Origin of the sequence: Streptomyces sp. NPDC058469, from assembly GCF_042721125.1 — a bacterium.
Classification (GTDB): Bacteria; Actinomycetota; Actinomycetes; order Streptomycetales; family Streptomycetaceae; genus Streptomyces.
This window is the reverse complement of record NZ_JBHXME010000002.1, coordinates 190287-207556: the sequence shown is the minus strand read 5'-3', so window position 1 is coordinate 207556 and position 17270 is coordinate 190287. Positions and strand designations below refer to the sequence as shown.

At 71.3% G+C, this 17270-nt stretch carries 15 protein-coding genes; 13 read left to right on the top strand and 2 right to left on the bottom strand.

Going from position 1 to position 17270, the window contains the following annotated elements; translation table 11 throughout:
- Positions 1–142: 142 nt before the first annotated feature.
- From ACFWP5_RS02190 to ACFWP5_RS02155, 8 genes are all read left to right on the top strand, one after another.
- Positions 143–1219 carry a nitronate monooxygenase gene (locus tag ACFWP5_RS02190; protein ID WP_384149002.1) on the top strand — a complete coding sequence of 359 codons (1077 nt, stop codon included), beginning with the start codon at positions 143–145 and terminating at the stop codon, positions 1217–1219.
- Positions 1216–1968, top strand: a complete 753-nt coding sequence (locus ACFWP5_RS02185; protein ID WP_384149000.1) for a 16S rRNA (uracil(1498)-N(3))-methyltransferase — start codon at positions 1216–1218, stop codon at positions 1966–1968. Before ACFWP5_RS02190 ends, ACFWP5_RS02185 begins: the two co-directional genes overlap by 4 nt.
- A 17-nt stretch (positions 1969–1985) precedes the next feature.
- Positions 1986–2378 carry a VOC family protein gene (locus ACFWP5_RS02180; protein ID WP_384148998.1) on the top strand — a complete coding sequence of 131 codons (393 nt, stop codon included), beginning with the start codon at positions 1986–1988 and terminating at the stop codon, positions 2376–2378.
- An 88-nt stretch (positions 2379–2466) separates the two neighbouring features.
- A complete protein-coding gene (locus ACFWP5_RS02175) occupies positions 2467–3033 on the top strand; it encodes a hypothetical protein (RefSeq protein WP_384148996.1) in 567 nt (188 codons plus the stop codon).
- A 45-nt stretch (positions 3034–3078) separates the two neighbouring features.
- Complete coding sequence (locus ACFWP5_RS02170; RefSeq protein ID WP_384148994.1) at positions 3079–6297, top strand: S41 family peptidase; 3219 nt, start codon at positions 3079–3081, stop codon at positions 6295–6297.
- 124 nt (positions 6298–6421) lie between these two features.
- Positions 6422–6775 carry a histidine triad nucleotide-binding protein gene (locus ACFWP5_RS02165; RefSeq protein ID WP_384148992.1) on the top strand — a complete coding sequence of 118 codons (354 nt, stop codon included), beginning with the start codon at positions 6422–6424 and terminating at the stop codon, positions 6773–6775.
- Between the two features lie 6 nt (positions 6776–6781).
- The gene (locus ACFWP5_RS02160; RefSeq protein ID WP_384148990.1) at positions 6782–7687 is read left to right on the top strand and encodes a ribonuclease Z; all 906 of its coding nucleotides are present in this window, start codon (positions 6782–6784) and stop codon (positions 7685–7687) included.
- A 20-nt stretch (positions 7688–7707) separates the two neighbouring features.
- Positions 7708–8697 (top strand): adenosine deaminase, encoded by a 990-nt coding sequence (locus ACFWP5_RS02155; RefSeq protein WP_384148988.1) that lies wholly within the window; start codon positions 7708–7710, stop codon positions 8695–8697.
- A 175-nt stretch (positions 8698–8872) separates the two neighbouring features.
- Here the strand turns inward: ACFWP5_RS02155 and ACFWP5_RS02150 are convergent, their stop codons facing one another.
- Entirely contained in the window at positions 8873–9655 is a 783-nt protein-coding gene (locus ACFWP5_RS02150; protein WP_384148986.1) for an IclR family transcriptional regulator, read from the bottom strand.
- A 169-nt stretch (positions 9656–9824) separates the two neighbouring features.
- On the opposite strand from ACFWP5_RS02150, the gene ACFWP5_RS02145 reads away from it, so the two are divergent.
- The 3 genes from ACFWP5_RS02145 to ACFWP5_RS02135 all read left to right on the top strand — a co-directional run bounded on the left by ACFWP5_RS02145 (position 9825) and on the right by ACFWP5_RS02135 (position 13439).
- Positions 9825–10739 carry a 5-dehydro-4-deoxyglucarate dehydratase gene (locus ACFWP5_RS02145; protein WP_384149079.1) on the top strand — a complete coding sequence of 305 codons (915 nt, stop codon included), beginning with the start codon at positions 9825–9827 and terminating at the stop codon, positions 10737–10739.
- Positions 10736–12025: a glucarate dehydratase family protein gene (locus ACFWP5_RS02140; RefSeq protein WP_384148984.1), complete on the top strand. Its 1290-nt coding sequence runs from the start codon at positions 10736–10738 to the stop codon at positions 12023–12025. Before ACFWP5_RS02145 ends, ACFWP5_RS02140 begins: the two co-directional genes overlap by 4 nt.
- A gap of 259 nt (positions 12026–12284) precedes the next feature.
- Entirely contained in the window at positions 12285–13439 is a 1155-nt protein-coding gene (locus ACFWP5_RS02135; RefSeq protein WP_384148982.1) for a carbohydrate kinase family protein, read from the top strand.
- A gap of 93 nt (positions 13440–13532) precedes the next feature.
- On the opposite strand, the gene ACFWP5_RS02130 is transcribed toward ACFWP5_RS02135, so the two are convergent.
- Complete coding sequence (locus tag ACFWP5_RS02130) at positions 13533–14270, bottom strand: FAD binding domain-containing protein (RefSeq protein ID WP_384148980.1); 738 nt, start codon at positions 14268–14270, stop codon at positions 13533–13535.
- A gap of 346 nt (positions 14271–14616) precedes the next feature.
- On the opposite strand from ACFWP5_RS02130, the gene ACFWP5_RS02125 reads away from it, so the two are divergent.
- Both ACFWP5_RS02125 and ybeY read left to right on the top strand, forming a co-directional pair.
- The gene (locus tag ACFWP5_RS02125) at positions 14617–16752 is read left to right on the top strand and encodes a PhoH family protein (protein ID WP_384148978.1); all 2136 of its coding nucleotides are present in this window, start codon (positions 14617–14619) and stop codon (positions 16750–16752) included.
- Positions 16753–16764: 12 nt separating this feature from the next.
- Positions 16765–17262 carry an rRNA maturation RNase YbeY gene (gene ybeY, locus ACFWP5_RS02120; protein WP_384148976.1) on the top strand — a complete coding sequence of 166 codons (498 nt, stop codon included), beginning with the start codon at positions 16765–16767 and terminating at the stop codon, positions 17260–17262.
- Positions 17263–17270 lie beyond the last annotated feature (8 nt).

The window sequence follows — 17270 nt, the reverse complement described above, 5'->3', positions numbered from 1 at the left end:
GGGTCCGGGGGCTGCCGCCCCCGGGCCCTCTCCTCGGTCCGAACGGCCTCGTCCTTCATGGCCGGACCGGCTGAAAGTAATGGCATGTGCCAGGGCCAAGGCCGGATTCGGACTTGTTCGGAGGACGTGACAACATGCCGTCATGTCCTCCGCACTGACCGATCTCCTCCCTCATCCGATCGTGCAGGCCCCGATGGCGGGCGGTGTCTCCGTCCCGCGTCTCGCGGCCGCCGTGTCCGAGGCCGGCGGGCTGGGGTTCCTCGCCGCCGGGTACAAAACGGCCGACGGCATGTACCAGGAGATCAAGCAGCTGCGGAGTCTGACGGGCCGCCCCTTCGGCGTGAACCTCTTCATGCCGCAGCCGGAGTACGCGGACAAGGCCGCGGTCGACGTCTACGCCCACCAGTTGGCCGGCGAGGCCACCTGGTACGAGACGGAACTCGGCGACCCGGACAGCGGCCGTGAGGACGGCTACGACGCCAAGCTGTCCGTCCTGCTGGACAACCCGGTGCCGGTGGCCTCCTTCCACTTCGGGATCCCGGCCCCGGCGGTGCTGGACGCGCTGCGCCGGGGCGGCACCTTCACCCTCGTCACCGTCACCACCGCCGAGGAGGCCCTCGCCGTGGAGCGGGCCGGTGCCGACGCGGTGATCGCGCAGGGCGTCGAGGCCGGCGGCCACCAGGGCACCCACCGCGACCTCCCGGAGAACGACGGCGCCAGCGTCGGCCTGCTCTCCCTCGTCGCCCAGATCCGCGAGACCGTGAACCTCCCGATCGTCGCCGCCGGCGGCCTGATGCGCGGCAGCCAGATAGCCGCGGCCCTCGCGGCGGGCGCGAGCGCGGCCCAGCTCGGCACGGCGTTCCTCGCCACCCCGGAGTCCGGCGCCCACGCGCTCCACAAGCTGGCACTCACCAACCCCCTGTTCACGCGTACCGAGTTGACCCGCGCGTTCTCCGGCCGCCCGGCCCGCGGCCTGGTCAACCGTTTCATGCGCGAGCACGGCCCGTACGCCCCCGCCGCGTACCCGGAGATCCACCACCTGACCTCGCCGCTGCGCAAGGCCGCCGCCAAGGCCGGCGACGCGCAGGGCATGGCCCTGTGGGCCGGACAGGGCCACCGCATGGCACGCGAGCTGCCCGCCGGCCAGCTGGTCGAGGTGCTGGTCGCCGAACTGGCCTCCGCCCGGACAGCGTTGTCGTCCGGGGGCGACCTCCGGTGACCGCGCCGGTGTTCGTGGTCGAGTCCCTTCAGGGTGTGGGCCCCGGTTCCGTCGCCGAGGTGGACGGCCCCGAGGGACGGCACGCCGTTTCCGTACGGCGGCTGCAGCCCGGCGAGGACGTCGTCCTCACGGACGGGCAGGGCCGGGGCGCCTCCGGTGTGGTCCTCAGGGCCGAGGGCAAGGACCGCCTGATCGTCGAACTCCACGATTTCCCCGTCGAGTCCGAGCCCACCCCCCGCATCACCGTCGTCCAGGCCCTCCCCAAGGGCGACCGCGGCGAGCTGGCCGTCGAGACGATGACCGAGACCGGCGTCGACGCGATCGTCCCCTGGGCGGCCTCCCGTTGCATCACGCAGTGGAAGGGCGACCGGGGTCTCAAGGCCCTCGCCAAGTGGCGGGCCACCGCACGGGAGGCCGGCAAGCAGTCCCGCCGGCTGCGCTTCCCGGAGGTCGCGGACGCGGCAACGAGCAAGCAGGTTGCGGCACTTCTGGCCAAAGCCGACTTCGCCGCCGTGCTCCACGAGGACCGCGACTACGGCAGCGAGCCCCTGGCCACCGCCGAACTCCCCGCCGAGGGCGAGATCGTGCTGGTCGTGGGCCCCGAAGGAGGCGTCTCCCCCGAGGAGTTGGCGCTCTTCGAGGACGCGGGGGCGAAGGCATGCCGGCTCGGGCGTAGCGTGCTGCGTACATCGACGGCCGGGACCGCGGCGACCGCGCTGCTCCTGGGCCGTACCGGACGCTGGTCCTGAACCAGGGGGGATCGCCCGTGGAACTCGCCCAAGTACGGCTGCTCGTCACCGACTTCGCCGCCTGCTACCGCTTCTACGCCGAAGTCCTCGGCCTGAAGCCCCAGTCGGGGGCCGCCGAGGGACCGTACGAGAAGTTCAGCCCCTCCATCGGCTCGGCCGGGATCGCGCTGCAGGACCGGGCGATGATGGCCCAAGTGCTGGGCGAGCTGGGGGACTTGGCGACGGGGCACCGGTCGCTGGTGGTGCTGCGGGTGGACGGACTGGACGGGTACTGCGAGCAGATCACGGCCCGGGGCGCGGTACTGCTGCACGGGCCCGCGCCGATGACGGACCGGATGCGGGTCGCCCATCTCAAGGACCCCGAGGGCAATGTGGTGGAGCTTCAGGAGTGGCTGCTGCTGCGCGGCTGAGGCCACGCGCCGGTGCATTACGCCCCCGGCGCACGGGTGGCCGTATGCGCTCTTCCGTGTGCGCCGCGACGGTGGCAGGCTGCCGTCCATGGGGGCTTTGAGACGGAACTGGCGTCGGCCGCGCGGGCGGCGGGTGGCCGCTGTGGCGGGGCTCGCGGTGGTGACCGTGGGCGGGGCCGTCGCGTGCCAGCCCGGTGATCTCAGCTCGGCGACCGTCGCGTACACGACCGACAAGACGGCGACCGCGGAGTTCAAGCGGGACCATGTGAGCGTGCGCTGGCTGACCTGCACCGGCAACTACGGCAGCGGCAACAAGGCCTACACGCCAGGGAAGACGCCCTCGCCGACCGAGACCACGGTCGTCAGCGTCGACTGCCAGGGGCAGACGAGCGACAACCGGGACATCACCGTCACCGGCAAGGTCACCCGGGCCGTCGACGGCGCGTGCGTACGCGGTGACCTGGTCGGCAAGGTGGCCGGTAAGCAGGTGTTCCACGTCACCGGGCTCGGCGACTGCAACGCGGCGACGCCGTCGTCCGTGTCCAACCCGAACCCGACCCTCACCTACGGCCCGGGACCGACCGTCACCGTCACGGTCACCAAGACGATCTGGTGCAAGGGCGACCCGACCTGCTGGCCTGTCGAAGGCAAGTGATCCAAAGGGCTGTCGGCGGATACCGCCGATGCATAACCTGATCAGGTGACTCAGCCCTCAGCGTCCGCAGCCCAGGCCTATCTCCGCTTCCCGCACCTGCACGGCGAGTTGGTCGCCTTCACCGCCGAGGACGACGTGTGGCTGGCATCCCTCGACGGCGGCGGAAGGGCCTGGCGGGTCAGCGCCGAGAACGTGCCGGTGACCCACCCCCGCATCTCGCCCGACGGCACGACCGTCGCCTGGACCTCCACCCGCGACGGCGCCCCCGAGGTGCACATCGCCCCGGTCGACGGCGGCCCCGCCAAACGCCTGACGCACTGGGGCAGTTCACGCACCCAGGTGCGAGGCTGGACCGCCGACGGCGAGGTCCTGGTGACCAGCGCCCACGGCCAGGCCAACCTCCGCCGCAGCTGGGCCCGTTCGGTCCCGCTGGACGGCGGACCGGCGACGATCCTCCCGTACGGCTGGGTCGGCGATGTCGCCCGCGGTGAGACGGCCACGGTCCTCCTCTCCGCCCCCATGGGCCGCGAGGCCGCCTGGTGGAAGCGCTACCGGGGCGGTACGGCGGGCAAGTTGTGGATCGACCGCGACGGCGACGGCGAATTCACGCGCCTGCACGAGGAGTTGGACGGCAACATCGAGTACCCGGTGTGGGCGGGGGAGCGGATTGCGTTCCTCTCCGACCACGAGGGCACCGGCGCGCTGTACTCCTCCCTCGCTGACGGTTCCGACCTCCGCCGCCACACCCCGCTCGACGGCTTCTACGCCCGGCACGCGTCCGGTGACGGCACCCGGATCATCTACTCCTCCGCCGGCCAACTCTGGCTCCTCGACGACCTGGACGGCGCCGAACCGCGCCGCCTCGACATCCGGCTCGGCGGACAGCGCATCGACCAGCAGCCGTTCCCGGTGGCCGCGGCCCGCTGGTTCGGGTCCGCTTCCCCCGACCACACCGCGCGCGGCAGCGCGGTCGCCGTGCGCGGCGCCGTCCACTGGGTCACCCACCGCTCCGGCCCGGCCCGCGCACTCGCCGCCACACCCGGCGTCCGGGCCCGGCTGCCCCGCACCTTCCGCGCCGACGGCGAGGAGTGGGTGGTGTGGGTGACGGACGCCGAGGGCGACGACGCCCTGGAGTTCGCCCCCGCCACCGGCCTCGCCCCCGGCGCCACCCCGCGCAGGCTCGCCGCCGGACAGCTCGGCCGCGTCCTCGCCCTCACCGTGGCCCCCGACGGCAGCCGGGTCGCCGTGGGCTCGCACGACGGACGCGTCCTCCTCGTGGAGCGGGAAACCGGAGAGGTCCGCGAGGTGGACCGCAGCGAGGACGGCGACGCGTCGGGCCTCGCCTTCTCCCCGGACTCCGCCTGGCTCGCCTGGTCGCACCCCGGCCCGCGCCCGCTGCGCCAGCTCAAGCTCGCCAACACCACCGACCTGTCGGTCACCGAGGCGACCCCGCTCCGCTTCCAGGACTACGCCCCCGCCTTCACCCTCGACGGCAAGCACCTGCTCTTCCTCTCCACCCGCTCCTTCGACCCGGTCTACGACGAGCACGTCTTCGACCTGGCCTTCGTGGTCGGCGACCGCCCGCACCTGATCACCCTCGCCGCCACGACCCCGTCCCCCTTCGGACCGCAGCGGCACGGCCGCCCCTTCGAGACCCCGGACAAGGACGAGACCCCCGACAGCGAGGGCCGCCCGACCACCCGCGTCGACCTCGAAGGGCTCGCCGACCGCATCGTCCCCTTCCCGGTGGAGGCCGGCCGCTACACCAACCTGCGCGCGGCCAAGGACGGCGTCCTGTGGCTGCGCCACCCGGTGCAGGGAGTCCTCGGCGCCACCCGCGCGACCCCCGAAGACCCGGACCCCAAAACCGAGTTGGAGCGCTACGACCTCGCCCAGCAGCGCATCGAGCACCTCGCCGGGGACGCCGACCACTTCGAGGTGAGCGGCGACGGCAAACGCGTCCTGCTGTGGACCGACCACAAGCTGAGGGTCGTACCGAGCGACCGCCGCGCCTCCTCCGAGGACGACGACAACGACACGAACATCAACGTCGACCTGTCCCGCATCCGCCAGACCGTCGACCCGGCCGCCGAGTGGCGGCAGATGTACGACGAGACCGGCCGCGTCATGCGGGACAACTTCTGGCGCGCCGACATGAGCGGCGTCGACTGGGACGGCGTCCTCGACCGCTACCGCCCCGTCCTGGACCGCGTAGCCACTCACGACGACCTCGTCGACCTCCTCTGGGAGGTGCACGGCGAACTCGGCACCTCGCACGCCTACGTCACCCCGCGCGGCGGCCACGGCCACGGCGAACGCCAGGGCCTGCTCGGCGCCGACATCTCCCGTCACGAGGACGGCAGTTGGCGCATCGACCGCATCCTGCCCTCGGAGACCTCCGACCCGAACGCCCGCGCCCCGCTCGCCGCCCCCGGCGTCGCCGTCCGCGCGGGCGACGCGATCCTCGCGATCGCCGGACAGCCCGTCGACCCGGTGACCGGACCCGCCCCCCTGCTCGTCGGCACGGCGGGCAAGCCCATCGAGCTGACCGTCTCCCCGGCCGGCGGCGGCGACCCGCGGCACGCGGTGGTCGTCCCCCTCGCGGACGAGGAACCGCTGTACTACCACGCATGGGTGGCCGACCGGCGCGCCTACGTCCACGAGAAGTCCGGCGGCCGCCTCGGCTACCTCCACGTCCCCGACATGCAGGCCCCCGGCTGGGCCCAGATCCACCGCGACCTGCGCGTAGAGGTGGCCCGCGAGGGCCTGGTCGTCGACGTCCGCGAGAACCGCGGCGGCCACACCTCGCAGCTCGTCATCGAGAAGCTGGCCCGCCGCATCGTCGGCTGGGACCTCCCGCGCGGCATGCGCCCGTACAGCTACCCCGAGGACGCCCCCCGGGGCCCCGTCGTCGCCGTGGCCAACGAGTTCTCCGGCTCCGACGGCGACATCGTCAACGCGGCGATCAAAGCGCTGGGCATCGGCCCGGTGGTCGGTACGCGTACGTGGGGCGGCGTGATCGGCATCGACAGCAGGTATCGGCTGGTCGACGGCACGCTCATCACCCAGCCCAAGTACGCGTTCTGGCTTGAGGGTTACGGCTGGGGGGTGGAGAACCACGGGGTGGACCCGGACGTGGAGGTGGTGCAGCGTCCGCAGGACTACGCGGCGGGGAGGGACACCCAGCTGGACGAGGCAATCCGCTTGGCGTTGGAAGCGCTGGAGACCAGTCCGGCGAAAACACCGCCAGTCCTGCCCACCTGAGGGGCGCGGGGCTGTGTCGATGTGCGGCTCCGCCGCGTCGCCGCGACCAGCCCCCACGCACCCGCACCCGACGACGATACGATGCCTCGCGTAAAGCACCACCAGACTTCCGGAGGGAACCCGCATGGCTGGCGAACCGCAGAACGACTGCCTGTTCTGCAAGATCGTCGCGGGCCAGATCCCGGCAACGATCGTCCGCGAAACAGACACCACCGTCGCGTTCCGGGACATCAACCCCCAGGCCCCGACCCACGTCCTGGTGATTCCCCGGGTCCACTACCCCGACGCCGTGTCCCTCGCCACGGCAGAACCGGCGATCGCCGCCGACATCCTGCGCGAGGCGGGCGGGATCGCCGCCGACGAGAAGCTCGACAGCTACCGCATCGTGTTCAACACGGGTACCGGAGTGGGCCAGACCGTGTTCCACGCCCATGCCCATCTCCTGGGCGGCCGGGGTATGACCTGGCCCCCGGGATAACTCGCCGTGTCCGTACGTGAGTTGGTGGTCCTGGGCACCGCCAGCCAGGTCCCCACCCGGCACCGCAACCACAACGGCTACCTGCTGCGCTGGGACGGCGAGGGCATCCTCTTCGACCCCGGCGAGGGCACCCAGCGTCAGATGCTGCGTGCCGGGGTGGCCGCGCACGACCTCAACCGCATCTGCGTCACCCACTTCCACGGCGACCACTCACTCGGCCTCGCGGGCGTCATCCAGCGCATCAACCTGGACCGCGTCCCGCACCCGATCACCGCCCACTACCCGAAGTCCGGCCAGCGCTTCTTCGACCGCCTGCGCTACGCCACCGCGTACCGCGAGACGGTCGGCATCACCGAGGCCCCGGTGTCCGAGGACGGCGTACTGGCCACCACGCCGGCCTACACACTGGAGGCCCGCAAGCTCTCCCACCCCGTCGAGTCCTACGGCTACCGCCTCACCGAACCCGACGGCCGACGCATGCTCCCCGACCGCCTCGCCGCGCACGGCATCAAGGGCCCGGACGTGGGCCGTGTCCAGCGCGAGGGGGCGATCGGCGATGTCACGCTCGACGACGTCAGTGAGGTACGGCACGGGCAGCGGTTCGCGTTCGTCATGGACACCCGCCTCTGCGACGGAGTACACGCCCTCGCGGAGGGCTGCGACCTGCTGGCCATCGAGTCGACGTTCCTCGACGAGGACGAGCAACTGGCCGTAGACAATGGTCACTTGACCGCAGGGCAGGCGGCCCGGGTGGCGCGGGACGCGGGCGTACGGCATCTCGTCCTCACCCACTTCAGTCAGCGGTACTCCGGGCCGGAGGAGTTCGAGCGGCAGGCGCGGGCGGCGGGGTTCGAGGGGGAGCTGACCGTGGCGCACGATCTACTCAGGGTGCCGGTTCCGAAACGGCGGTAAAACACCCGTACGATACTTCGATGCCCATCCCGAAAGCCGAACTGCACCTCCACATCGAAGGCACCCTGGAACCCGAGCTGGCCTTCGCGCTCGCCGCCCGCAACGGCGTCGAGCTGCCGTACGCGGACACCGAAGAACTGCGCAAGGCGTACCTCTTCGAGGACCTCCAGTCGTTCCTGAACCTCTACTACGAGCTGATGGCCGTCCTGCGCACCGAGCGGGACTTCGAGGACCTCGCGAACGCCTATCTCGCCCGCGCCGCCGCGCAGGGCGTACGGCACGCGGAGATCTTCTTCGACCCGCAGGCGCACATCGCGCGGGGCGTGGACATGGGCACGGTGGTGGAGGGCCTGTGGCGGGCGCTGGGCAGCAGCGAGACCAACCACGGCATCTCGACCCGGCTCATCATGTGCTTCCTGCGCGACGAGTCCGCCGACTCGGCCATGGCGACCCTGGACGCGGCCAAGCCGTATCTCGACCGGATCACCGGCATCGGCCTCGACTCGGCCGAGGTCGGCCACCCGCCGGTGAAGTTCCGCGAGGTCTACGAGGCCGCCGCCGCGCTGGGGCTACGACGCGTCGCGCACGCCGGTGAGGAGGGCCCGCCGGCCTACATCACCGAGGCGCTGGACGTTCTCGGCGTCGAGCGCATCGACCACGGGTTGCGCTGCGTGGAGGACGAGGAGCTGGTCGCGCGGCTGGTCCGCGACCGCATTCCGCTCACCCTCTGCCCGCTGTCGAACGTCCGGTTGCGCGCGGTGGACGTCCTCGCCGAGCACCCGCTCCCGGCCATGCTGGACGCGGGCCTGCTCTGCACGGTCAACTCCGACGACCCGGCCTACTTCGGCGGCTACGCGGGCGACAACTTCGACGCCGTGCGCGAGGCCCTTGGCCTGACCGAGGAGCGACTGCGTGAGCTGGCCCGCAACTCCTTCGTGGCGTCCTTCCTGGGGGACGACGAGGAGCGGCGGGCGGGGTATCTCGCGGAGGTCGAGGCGTACGTGTTCTGAGCGGCCCTGATGAAGTGGTCGCTGGGCTGTGCCGATGTGCGGCTCCGCCGCGTGGGCGCGACCGGCCACGACGGGCCCGGTGGAGGACGAGGCCCCTTCAGGGCCGATGCGGGGGCCTGGGGGCGGCAGCCCCCAGTAACGGCCACACCGACACCGGGCGCCAACTCGACAGGCGCTAACGCCAATGAACCGATCCGCCGGCCGCAGGCTGCGTCGCCTCGATCTTCGCCCGGATCTCCCGCATGACGGCAACGATCTGCCCCTCGTGCTCCGGCGTCAGCCGAACCACCGGCACCGAGCAACTGATCGCGTCCAGCGGCGGGTTGTCGTAGCGCAGCGCGAAGCCGAAGCCGACGATCCCGAGGACGCCCTCCTCGCGGTCGATCGAGTAGCCCCGCCCGCGGACGGTCGCGAGGTCGGCGGCCAGCGCGTCCCGGTCGGTGTGGGTGTGCGGCGTCGCCTGCTCGTACGGCCCGGGCGGCAACTCGGCGTCCGGCCGTTCCGCGAGCAGCGCCTTGCCCAGGGCACCCACATGCGCCGGCAGCCGCCGCCCCACCCTGCTGATGGTCCGCAGGTACTCGTGCGACTCCCGCGTCGCCAGATACGCCACGTCCCGCCCGTCCAGCCGCCCCAGGTGGATCGTCTCGCCGAGCGCCTGGGACGCCTCGTCGAGATACGGCCGTACGACCCTCACGCGCGGGTCGGAGTCCAGATAGCTCGTGCCGGTGAGCAGGGCGTGGAGGCCGATGCCGTAGAGCGAACCGGTGACGTCCGTGCGGACCCAGCCGTGCGCGATCAGGGTCTGGAGGAGGGCGTACATCGAGCTGCGCGGGACGCCCAGCTCGTCGGCGAGTTCCTGGAGGCGCGCGGGACGGTCGCCGCGCGCGGCGAGCAGTTCGAGCAGCTCGACCGTGCGGGCGGCGGACTTCACCTCGCGGACGCCACCGGGCTCTGACATGCACCGATCGTAGCGAGGGGCTCGGCGAGGGGCTTTGGAGGTGGCCCACCCATTGACGGTCACAGTTCGCGTATCTAAACTCTGTCTTCATACGTGGATAGCGTCTACATAGGGAGATGGCACAGTGAACGGCGACACGGAGACCGTGGTGCGCGGGTTGCGGGACGGGATGGCGGGCGGCGTGCTCTCCTTCCCGCTCACCTCCTTCCACGACGACGGCTCCCTCGACCCCGACGGATTCCGCACCCATGTCGCGGACCGGATCGCCACCGCCCCCGGCGCCGTGTTCCCCGCCTGCGGCACCGGCGAGTTCTTCTCGCTCGACGAGGACGAGTACCGCACGGTCGTCACCATCGCCGTGGAGGAGGCGGCCGGCCGCGTCCCCGTCGTCGCCGGTGTCGGCTACGGCTGGGCGCAGGCCGCCCGCTTCGCGCGCATCGCCGAGGAAGCGGGCGCCGACGCGCTCCTCGTCCTGCCGCACTACCTCGTCGCCGCCCCGCAGGACGGCCTGGTGGCCCAGCTGGAGCAGCTCGCCGCCCGCACCCGGCTCCCGCTCATCGCCTACCAGCGCGGCCAAGTCGCCTACGGACTGGACGCGTTCAGGCGGATCGCGCAGATCCCCGGCGTCATCGGCCTCAAGGACGGACACAGCGACCTCGACCGCCTCCAACGCCTCACGCTCGCCGCCCCCGAGGGCTTCCTCTTCTTCAACGGCGCCTCGACCGCCGAGATCCAGGCCCGCGCCTACGCCACCGTCGGCGTCCCCGCCTACTCCTCCGCCGTCCACGCCTTCGCCCCCGAGATCGCGAACGCCTTCTTCACCGCCCTGCACGACGGGGACAACGGGCACGGCGGCGACGACAAAACCGTGGAGAAGCTGCTGCGCGACTTCTACGTCCCGTTCGTCGAACTCCGCGACCGCGTACCGGGATACGCCGTTTCGCTGGTCAAGGCGGCGGCCCGGCTGCGCGGCCACCCGGTCGGCCCTGTACGAGCCCCGCTCACCGACCCCTCGGCCGCCGACCTGGCCGACCTCACGACCCTGCTCGCCACCGGACTCGACCTCGTAGGAGCCGTGCTGTGAACCTCACCATCGCCGACGTCCGCCTGACCCCGATCCTGGTCGCCGACCCGCCCCTCCTGAACACCCAGGGCGTCCACCAGCCCTACACCCCGCGCCTGATCGTCGAGATCGAGACGGCCGACGGGATCACCGGCCTCGGCGAGACCTACGGCGACACCAAGTACCTGGAACTGGCCCGCCCCTTCGCCGAGAAGCTGATCGGTCGTCAAGTCAGCGATACAAACGGCCTGTTCACGGTCGCCGACGAGGTCGCCGTCGACAGTTCCCGGGTCTCCGGGCAGGTCGACGTCGGTGGACTGCGCGGTGTCCAGACCGCCGACAAGCTGCGCCTGTCCGTCGTCTCCGCCTTCGAGGTCGCCTGCCTCGACGCGCTCGGCAAGTCGCTCGGGCTGCCCGTACACGCCCTGCTCGGGGGCAAGTTGAGGGACCAGGTCGAGTACAGCGCCTACCTGTTCTACAAGTGGGCCGACCACCCCGAGGGCGTGGCGGCCGAGAAGGACGACTGGGGCGCCGCCGTCGACCCGGCCGGAGTCGTCGAGCAGGCACGGAAGTTCAAGGAGCGGTACGGCTTCACCTCCTTCAAGCTCAAGGGCGGAGTCTTCCCGCCCGACGAGGAGATCGCCGCCGTACGGGCGTTGGCGGCGGCCTTCCCCGACCACCCCCTCCGCCTCGACCCCAACGGCGCCTGGTCCGTGGAGACTTCGCTGAAGGTGGCGAAAGAAATCGGGGACGTCCTCGAATACCTGGAGGACCCGGCCCTCGGCACCCCCGCGATGGCCGAGGTGTCCGCCGGGACCGACGTGCCGCTCGCCACCAACATGTGCGTGACGACGTTCGCCGAGATCAAAGAGGCGTTCACCAAGGACGCCGTGCAGGTGGTGCTCTCCGACCACCACTACTGGGGCGGACTGCGCAACACCCAGCAACTCGCCGCCATCTGCCGCACGTTCGGCGTCGGCATCTCCATGCACTCCAACACCCACCTCGGGATCAGCCTCGCCGCGATGACCCACGTCGCGTCGACCGTCCCCAACCTCCACCACGCCTGCGACTCCCACTACCCCTGGCAGTCGGAGGACGTCCTCACCGAACGCCTCACCTTCACCGACGCCAAGGTCACCGTCTCCGACGCACCCGGCCTGGGCGTCGAACTCGACCGCGCCAAGCTGGAGTTCCTGCACCAGCGGTGGCTCGACGACGACGGTTCGCTGCGCGAGCGCGACGACGCGGCCGCGATGCGGATCACCGACCCGGAGTGGGTCATGCCTTCGATGCCGCGCTGGTAACTCCCGTTCCCAGATCTCCCGCCGAGTCTCCTGCCGGGGCGCGGTCGTGGTGAGGGGGCTATGACCGGATCCGGACGCGGGCGGTCACGGTGGCCGCGGCGCGCCCGCCCGAGCCGTCGCCGGATGCGGCACGCGCCGTAGGTCTGGGACCTGCGGCTGCCCGGTACCGGCGCGACGGGCGGGCCCGGAGCGGGAGTAGCCCTCGCGCGCGCGTGGTGGTGCACACTGGCCTGATCCGTATCACGTCAGGGAGCGCACCGTGACCGCGTCCAACGCGTCCACCTCCACCAGTGAAGGCTCGTCCTGCCGGGCCGCCGAGGTCGACCCCTTGGCCGGGCTGCGCGCGGCGGACGATCCGCCCTGGGACGTGTACCTCACCGGCACCGTCTTCCTCGACATCATCTTCACCGGGCTCGAATCCGCCCCGGTGCGCGGCACCGAGTCCTGGGCGCGCGGGATGGGGTCGAGCCCGGGAGGCGTGGCGAACATGGCGACCGCGCTCGCCAGGCTGGGGCTGCGGACCTCGCTCGCCGCGGCCTTCGGCGACGACCACTACGGCGAGTACTGCTGGGACGCGTTGCAACAGGGCGAGGGCATCGACCTCTCCACCTCCCGCACGGTGCCCGGCTGGCACTCGCCGGTCACCGTGTCGATGGCGTACGAGGGCGAACGCACGATGGTGTCCCACGGCCACGAGCCGCCCCCGGAGGTCGTGTTCGGCCAAGGGGGCGCACCTGACTGCCCGCCACGCGCGCGTGCCGCCGTCGCCTCGCTCACCCCAGGCAAGCAGGCCCCCTGGGTCGCCCAGGCCGCGAGCGAGGGCACCCGGATCTTCGCCGACGTCGGCTGGGACGACACCGGCGCCTGGGACCTCGCCGGACTCGCCGACCTCGCGCACTGCGAGGCGTTCCTGCCGAACGCCGAGGAGGCCATGCGCTACACCGGCGCCGACTGCCCCCGCGCCGCCGCCCACGCGCTCACCGAACACGTACCGCTGGCCGTCGTCACCCTCGGCGCGGACGGCGCGTACGCCGTGGACCGGCGTACCGGAGAGTCCGCCGAGGTCCCGGCGATCGCCGTCGAGGCCCTCGACCCCACCGGCGCGGGCGACGTCTTCGTGGCCGGCTTCGTCACCGGCACCCTGGCCGGCTGGCCGCTCGCCGACCGCCTCGCCTTCGCCGGACTCACCGCCGCCCTCTCCGTCCAGGAGTTCGGCGGCTCCCTCTCCGCGCCGGGCTGGTCCGAGATCGGCGCCTGGTGGCGCAAGGTCCACTCCGTCGCGGGCCAGGACCCCACCGCCCTGAACCGGTACGCGTTCCTGGCGGGACTCGTACCGGAGGAGGAACAGGGCAGCGGCAGTCCCTGGCCGTTGCGGCGGGCGGTGCCGACGATCGGGTTCGGCCGGTCGACGTGAGCGGGACGGAGTGAGCGGGGTGGGGAGGAGCGGGGCGTCGGCCCGGCTCGGCCCGGCTCGGCGAGTCGTTCCCGCCGACCCCTCCGGTCGGCCTCAGGAACCGTCCGCCACCCGCTCCACCACACCCACCAGACTCACGACCTCCTCGCGCACCGCCGCGCGTACCGCGTCCGGCAGCGTCCCGAGCGCGGTGCGGTCGAGCACGTCGAGTATTCGCTCGGCGTCCGCGTCGTAGGGCGTGCTCTCGCTGATGACGTCGTAGCCGTCACGGACGGCGACACCGACCTGCGGCGGCTCGGCACCCTCCGCCGCGCGCACGGCGACCGCGACCACGAAGGGGACCTCTCCCCGCACCTCACCGGTCAGCTTGCGATAGCCGCTGGCGACCGGCTCGCGCCAGCGCAGGTTCAGCAGCAACGGGCGCTTCGCCAGCAGCTCGGCGAGGTCGGTCTCGACGGGACCGTCCGGTTCAAGGACCACCGCGCGGGCGTCCAGCACCAGCGCGGCCGGCAGCAGACAGCGCAGCGTGCTGCCGACGATGTTGCCGCCGACGGTGGCGGTCCGGCGCACCGCCCCGGTTCCGACGCCCGCCGCCGCCCGCCGCAGTACCTCCGGCACCCGCTCGTCGATCTCGTGCAGCAGTACGGCCGCGCCCAGCGTCCCGTCCCCGATCACCTTCGCCTCGGGCAGCTCCCGCAGGGACACCGCCTGCTCGGGGAACCCGTCCCGTTGCCAGGAGGCCCACACCAGCGTCGCTCCGCCGACGGGCACCGCCCCCTCGACCAGGCACTCCTGTGCTTCGGACACGGACGTGGGCAGACGCACGAACACAGCGGCCGACCTGCTTTCCCTGTACGGCCCGGCGGTGGGAGCCACGGCCCACCGGCCGGACCTCCTGCTGACACTTGGCTGACACGCACATTGTCCGTACAAGCGAGGGGGCGCGAACAGGGCTCACGGCGTCACCCCGAGCGCCTCCCCTGCGCCGGACACGCTCCCGGAACGGGGACGACAAGCCCGCGTCGTGCCCGCACCGTGCCCGGATTTCGTGGCCCGACGGTCACCGAAAAGCCCTACGGCGTTGTCAGTGGCCCGGCGTACCCTGGAAACCGCCAGGCCGCCCTTGTGGCGGGAGAGTCTTTTCGAGGAGGACGAGCAAGGCCTACAGAGCCGGCCCATGACTCAGACACCCACAGCTCACACCCCCGCGCAGGAGCAGGCGAGTGCACGGTTCACCGTCCCCGCCCAGCATCCGATGGTCATGGTACTGGGGTCCGGAGACGCCCTCCTGCGCGTGATCGAGAAGGCCTTCCCGGCGGCCGACATCCACGTCCGGGGCAATGAGATCAGCGCGGTCGGCGACGCCCGCCAAGTAGCCCTCGTCCAGCGCCTGTTCGACGAGATGATGCTGGTGCTCCGCACCGGGCAGCCGATGACGGAGGACGCAGTGGAACGCTCGATCGCCATGCTCAGGGCGAGCGAGAACGGGGATGGTCCCGAGGAGACACCGGCCGAGGTGCTCACCCAGAACATCCTGTCCTCGCGAGGCCGCACGATCCGCCCCAAGACCCTCAACCAGAAGCGGTACGTCGACGCGATCGACAAGAACACGATCGTCTTCGGCATCGGCCCCGCCGGCACCGGCAAGACCTACCTCGCCATGGCCAAGGCGGTCCAGGCCCTGCAGGCCAAGCAGGTCAGCAGGATCATCCTGACCCGCCCGGCGGTGGAGGCGGGCGAGCGGCTGGGATTCCTCCCGGGCACCCTCTACGAAAAGATCGACCCGTACCTGCGCCCGCTGTACGACGCGCTGCACGACATGCTGGACCCGGAGTCGATCCCGAAGCTGATGGCGGCGGGCACGATCGAGGTGGCACCGCTGGCATATATGAGGGGCCGAAGCCAACCGATCTTTACGAACGTCCTGACTCCTGACGGTTGGCGCCCCATCGGGGACCTTCAGGTCGGCGACCTGGTCATCGGCTCGAACGGCGAGCCGACCCCGGTCCTTGGCGTGTATCCGCAGGGCGAGAGGGACATCTACCGCGTCAGTGCTCAGGACGGTTCCTGGACCCTGTGCTGTGGCGAGCACTTGTGGACGGTACGCACGGCCTCGGACAGGCGCCGTGACAAGCCGTGGCGTGTCCTGGAGACCCAGGAGATGATCGGCAACCTGCGGGCGGCACACGCCCGCAGGTACGAGCTGCCTATGCTCACGGCACCGGTCTGCTTCCCCGAGCGTGAGGTCCCCATGGACCCGTACGCGCTGGGGCTGTTGCTGGGCGACGGATGCCTCACGGGTTCCACCACTCCGTCTTTCGCGACAGAGGATCCGGAGCTGGCCGAGGCGCTTGAATCCGCGCTGCCCGGTGTCGCGCCGCGGCACAGGGGCGGACCCGACTACGTCATCAACCGGATCAAGTCCCCCGGCGACGTGGTCACTTTGGAGAACCCCGTCACGCGGGCGTTGCGCCAGCTGGACCTGCTGCGTACTCGCTCGCACACCAAGCTCGTCCCGGACGACTACCTGTACAACTACACCGACGTACGGTTGGCCGTTCTCCAGGGGCTGCTCGACTCCGACGGCGGTCCGGTCACGCAGAAGGACCGCACCTGCCGGATCCAGTACTCGACGACGTCGATCATGCTCCGCGACGACGTGATCGCGCTGGTGCAGTCGCTGGGCGGGGTCGCGTACACCCGCCGCAGGGCGGCCGAGGGTCGCAAGCCGGGCCTCGCGAAGGGGCGGGAGGTCGGCCACCGGCACGACGCCCACATCATCGACATCCGCCTCCCCGAAGGCATCGAACCCTTCCGCCTGGCCCGCAAGCGCGACGAGTACCACGCGGCCGGAGGAGGCGGACGCCCGATGCGCTTCATCGACAGCATCGAGCCCGCGGGCAGGGAGGAGACGGTCTGCATCCAGGTGGCGGCCGAGGACTCGCTGTACGTCACCCAGGACTACCTGCTGACGCACAACACATTGAACGACGCCTTCATCATCCTGGACGAGGCCCAGAACACGAGCCCCGAGCAGATGAAGATGTTCCTCACCCGGCTCGGCTTCGAGTCGAAGATCGTGATCACCGGTGACGTGACGCAGGTCGACCTGCCGAGCGGCACGAAGTCGGGGCTGCGGCAGGTGCAGGACATCCTGGAGGGGCTCGACGACGTGCACTTCTCCCGCCTGTCGTCGGCGGACGTCGTACGGCACAAGCTGGTCGGCCGTATCGTCGACGCGTACGAGCAGTACGACAGCGAGAACGGTACGGAGAACGGCACCCACAAGGGTGCCCGTGACAAGCGGAAGTAGATCAGCACGACCATGTCGATCGACGTCAACAACGAGTCCGGAACCGAGGTCGACGAGCAGGCGATCCTCGACATCGCCCGCTACGCGCTCGCGCGGATGCGCATCCACCCGCTCTCCGAGCTCTCGGTGATCGTCGTGGACGAGGCCGCCATGGAGCAGCTCCACATCCAGTGGATGGACCTGCCCGGGCCGACCGATGTCATGTCCTTCCCGATGGACGAGCTGCGTCCGCCGAGCAAGGACGACGAGGAGCCTCCGCAGGGGCTCCTCGGTGACATCGTGCTGTGCCCGGAGGTCGCCACGAAGCAGGGGGCCGAGGCCGAGACGCAGCACACCATGGACGAGGAGCTCCAACTGCTCACCGTCCACGGTGTGTTGCACCTGCTGGGCTACGACCACGAGGAGCCCGACGAGAAGGCCGAGATGTTCGGTCTCCAGGCCGCCATCGTGGACGGCTGGCGCGCGGAGAAGGGCGTCGACGGCCCCTCCCCGGCTCCGACGGTCTCCTAGGGCACGGG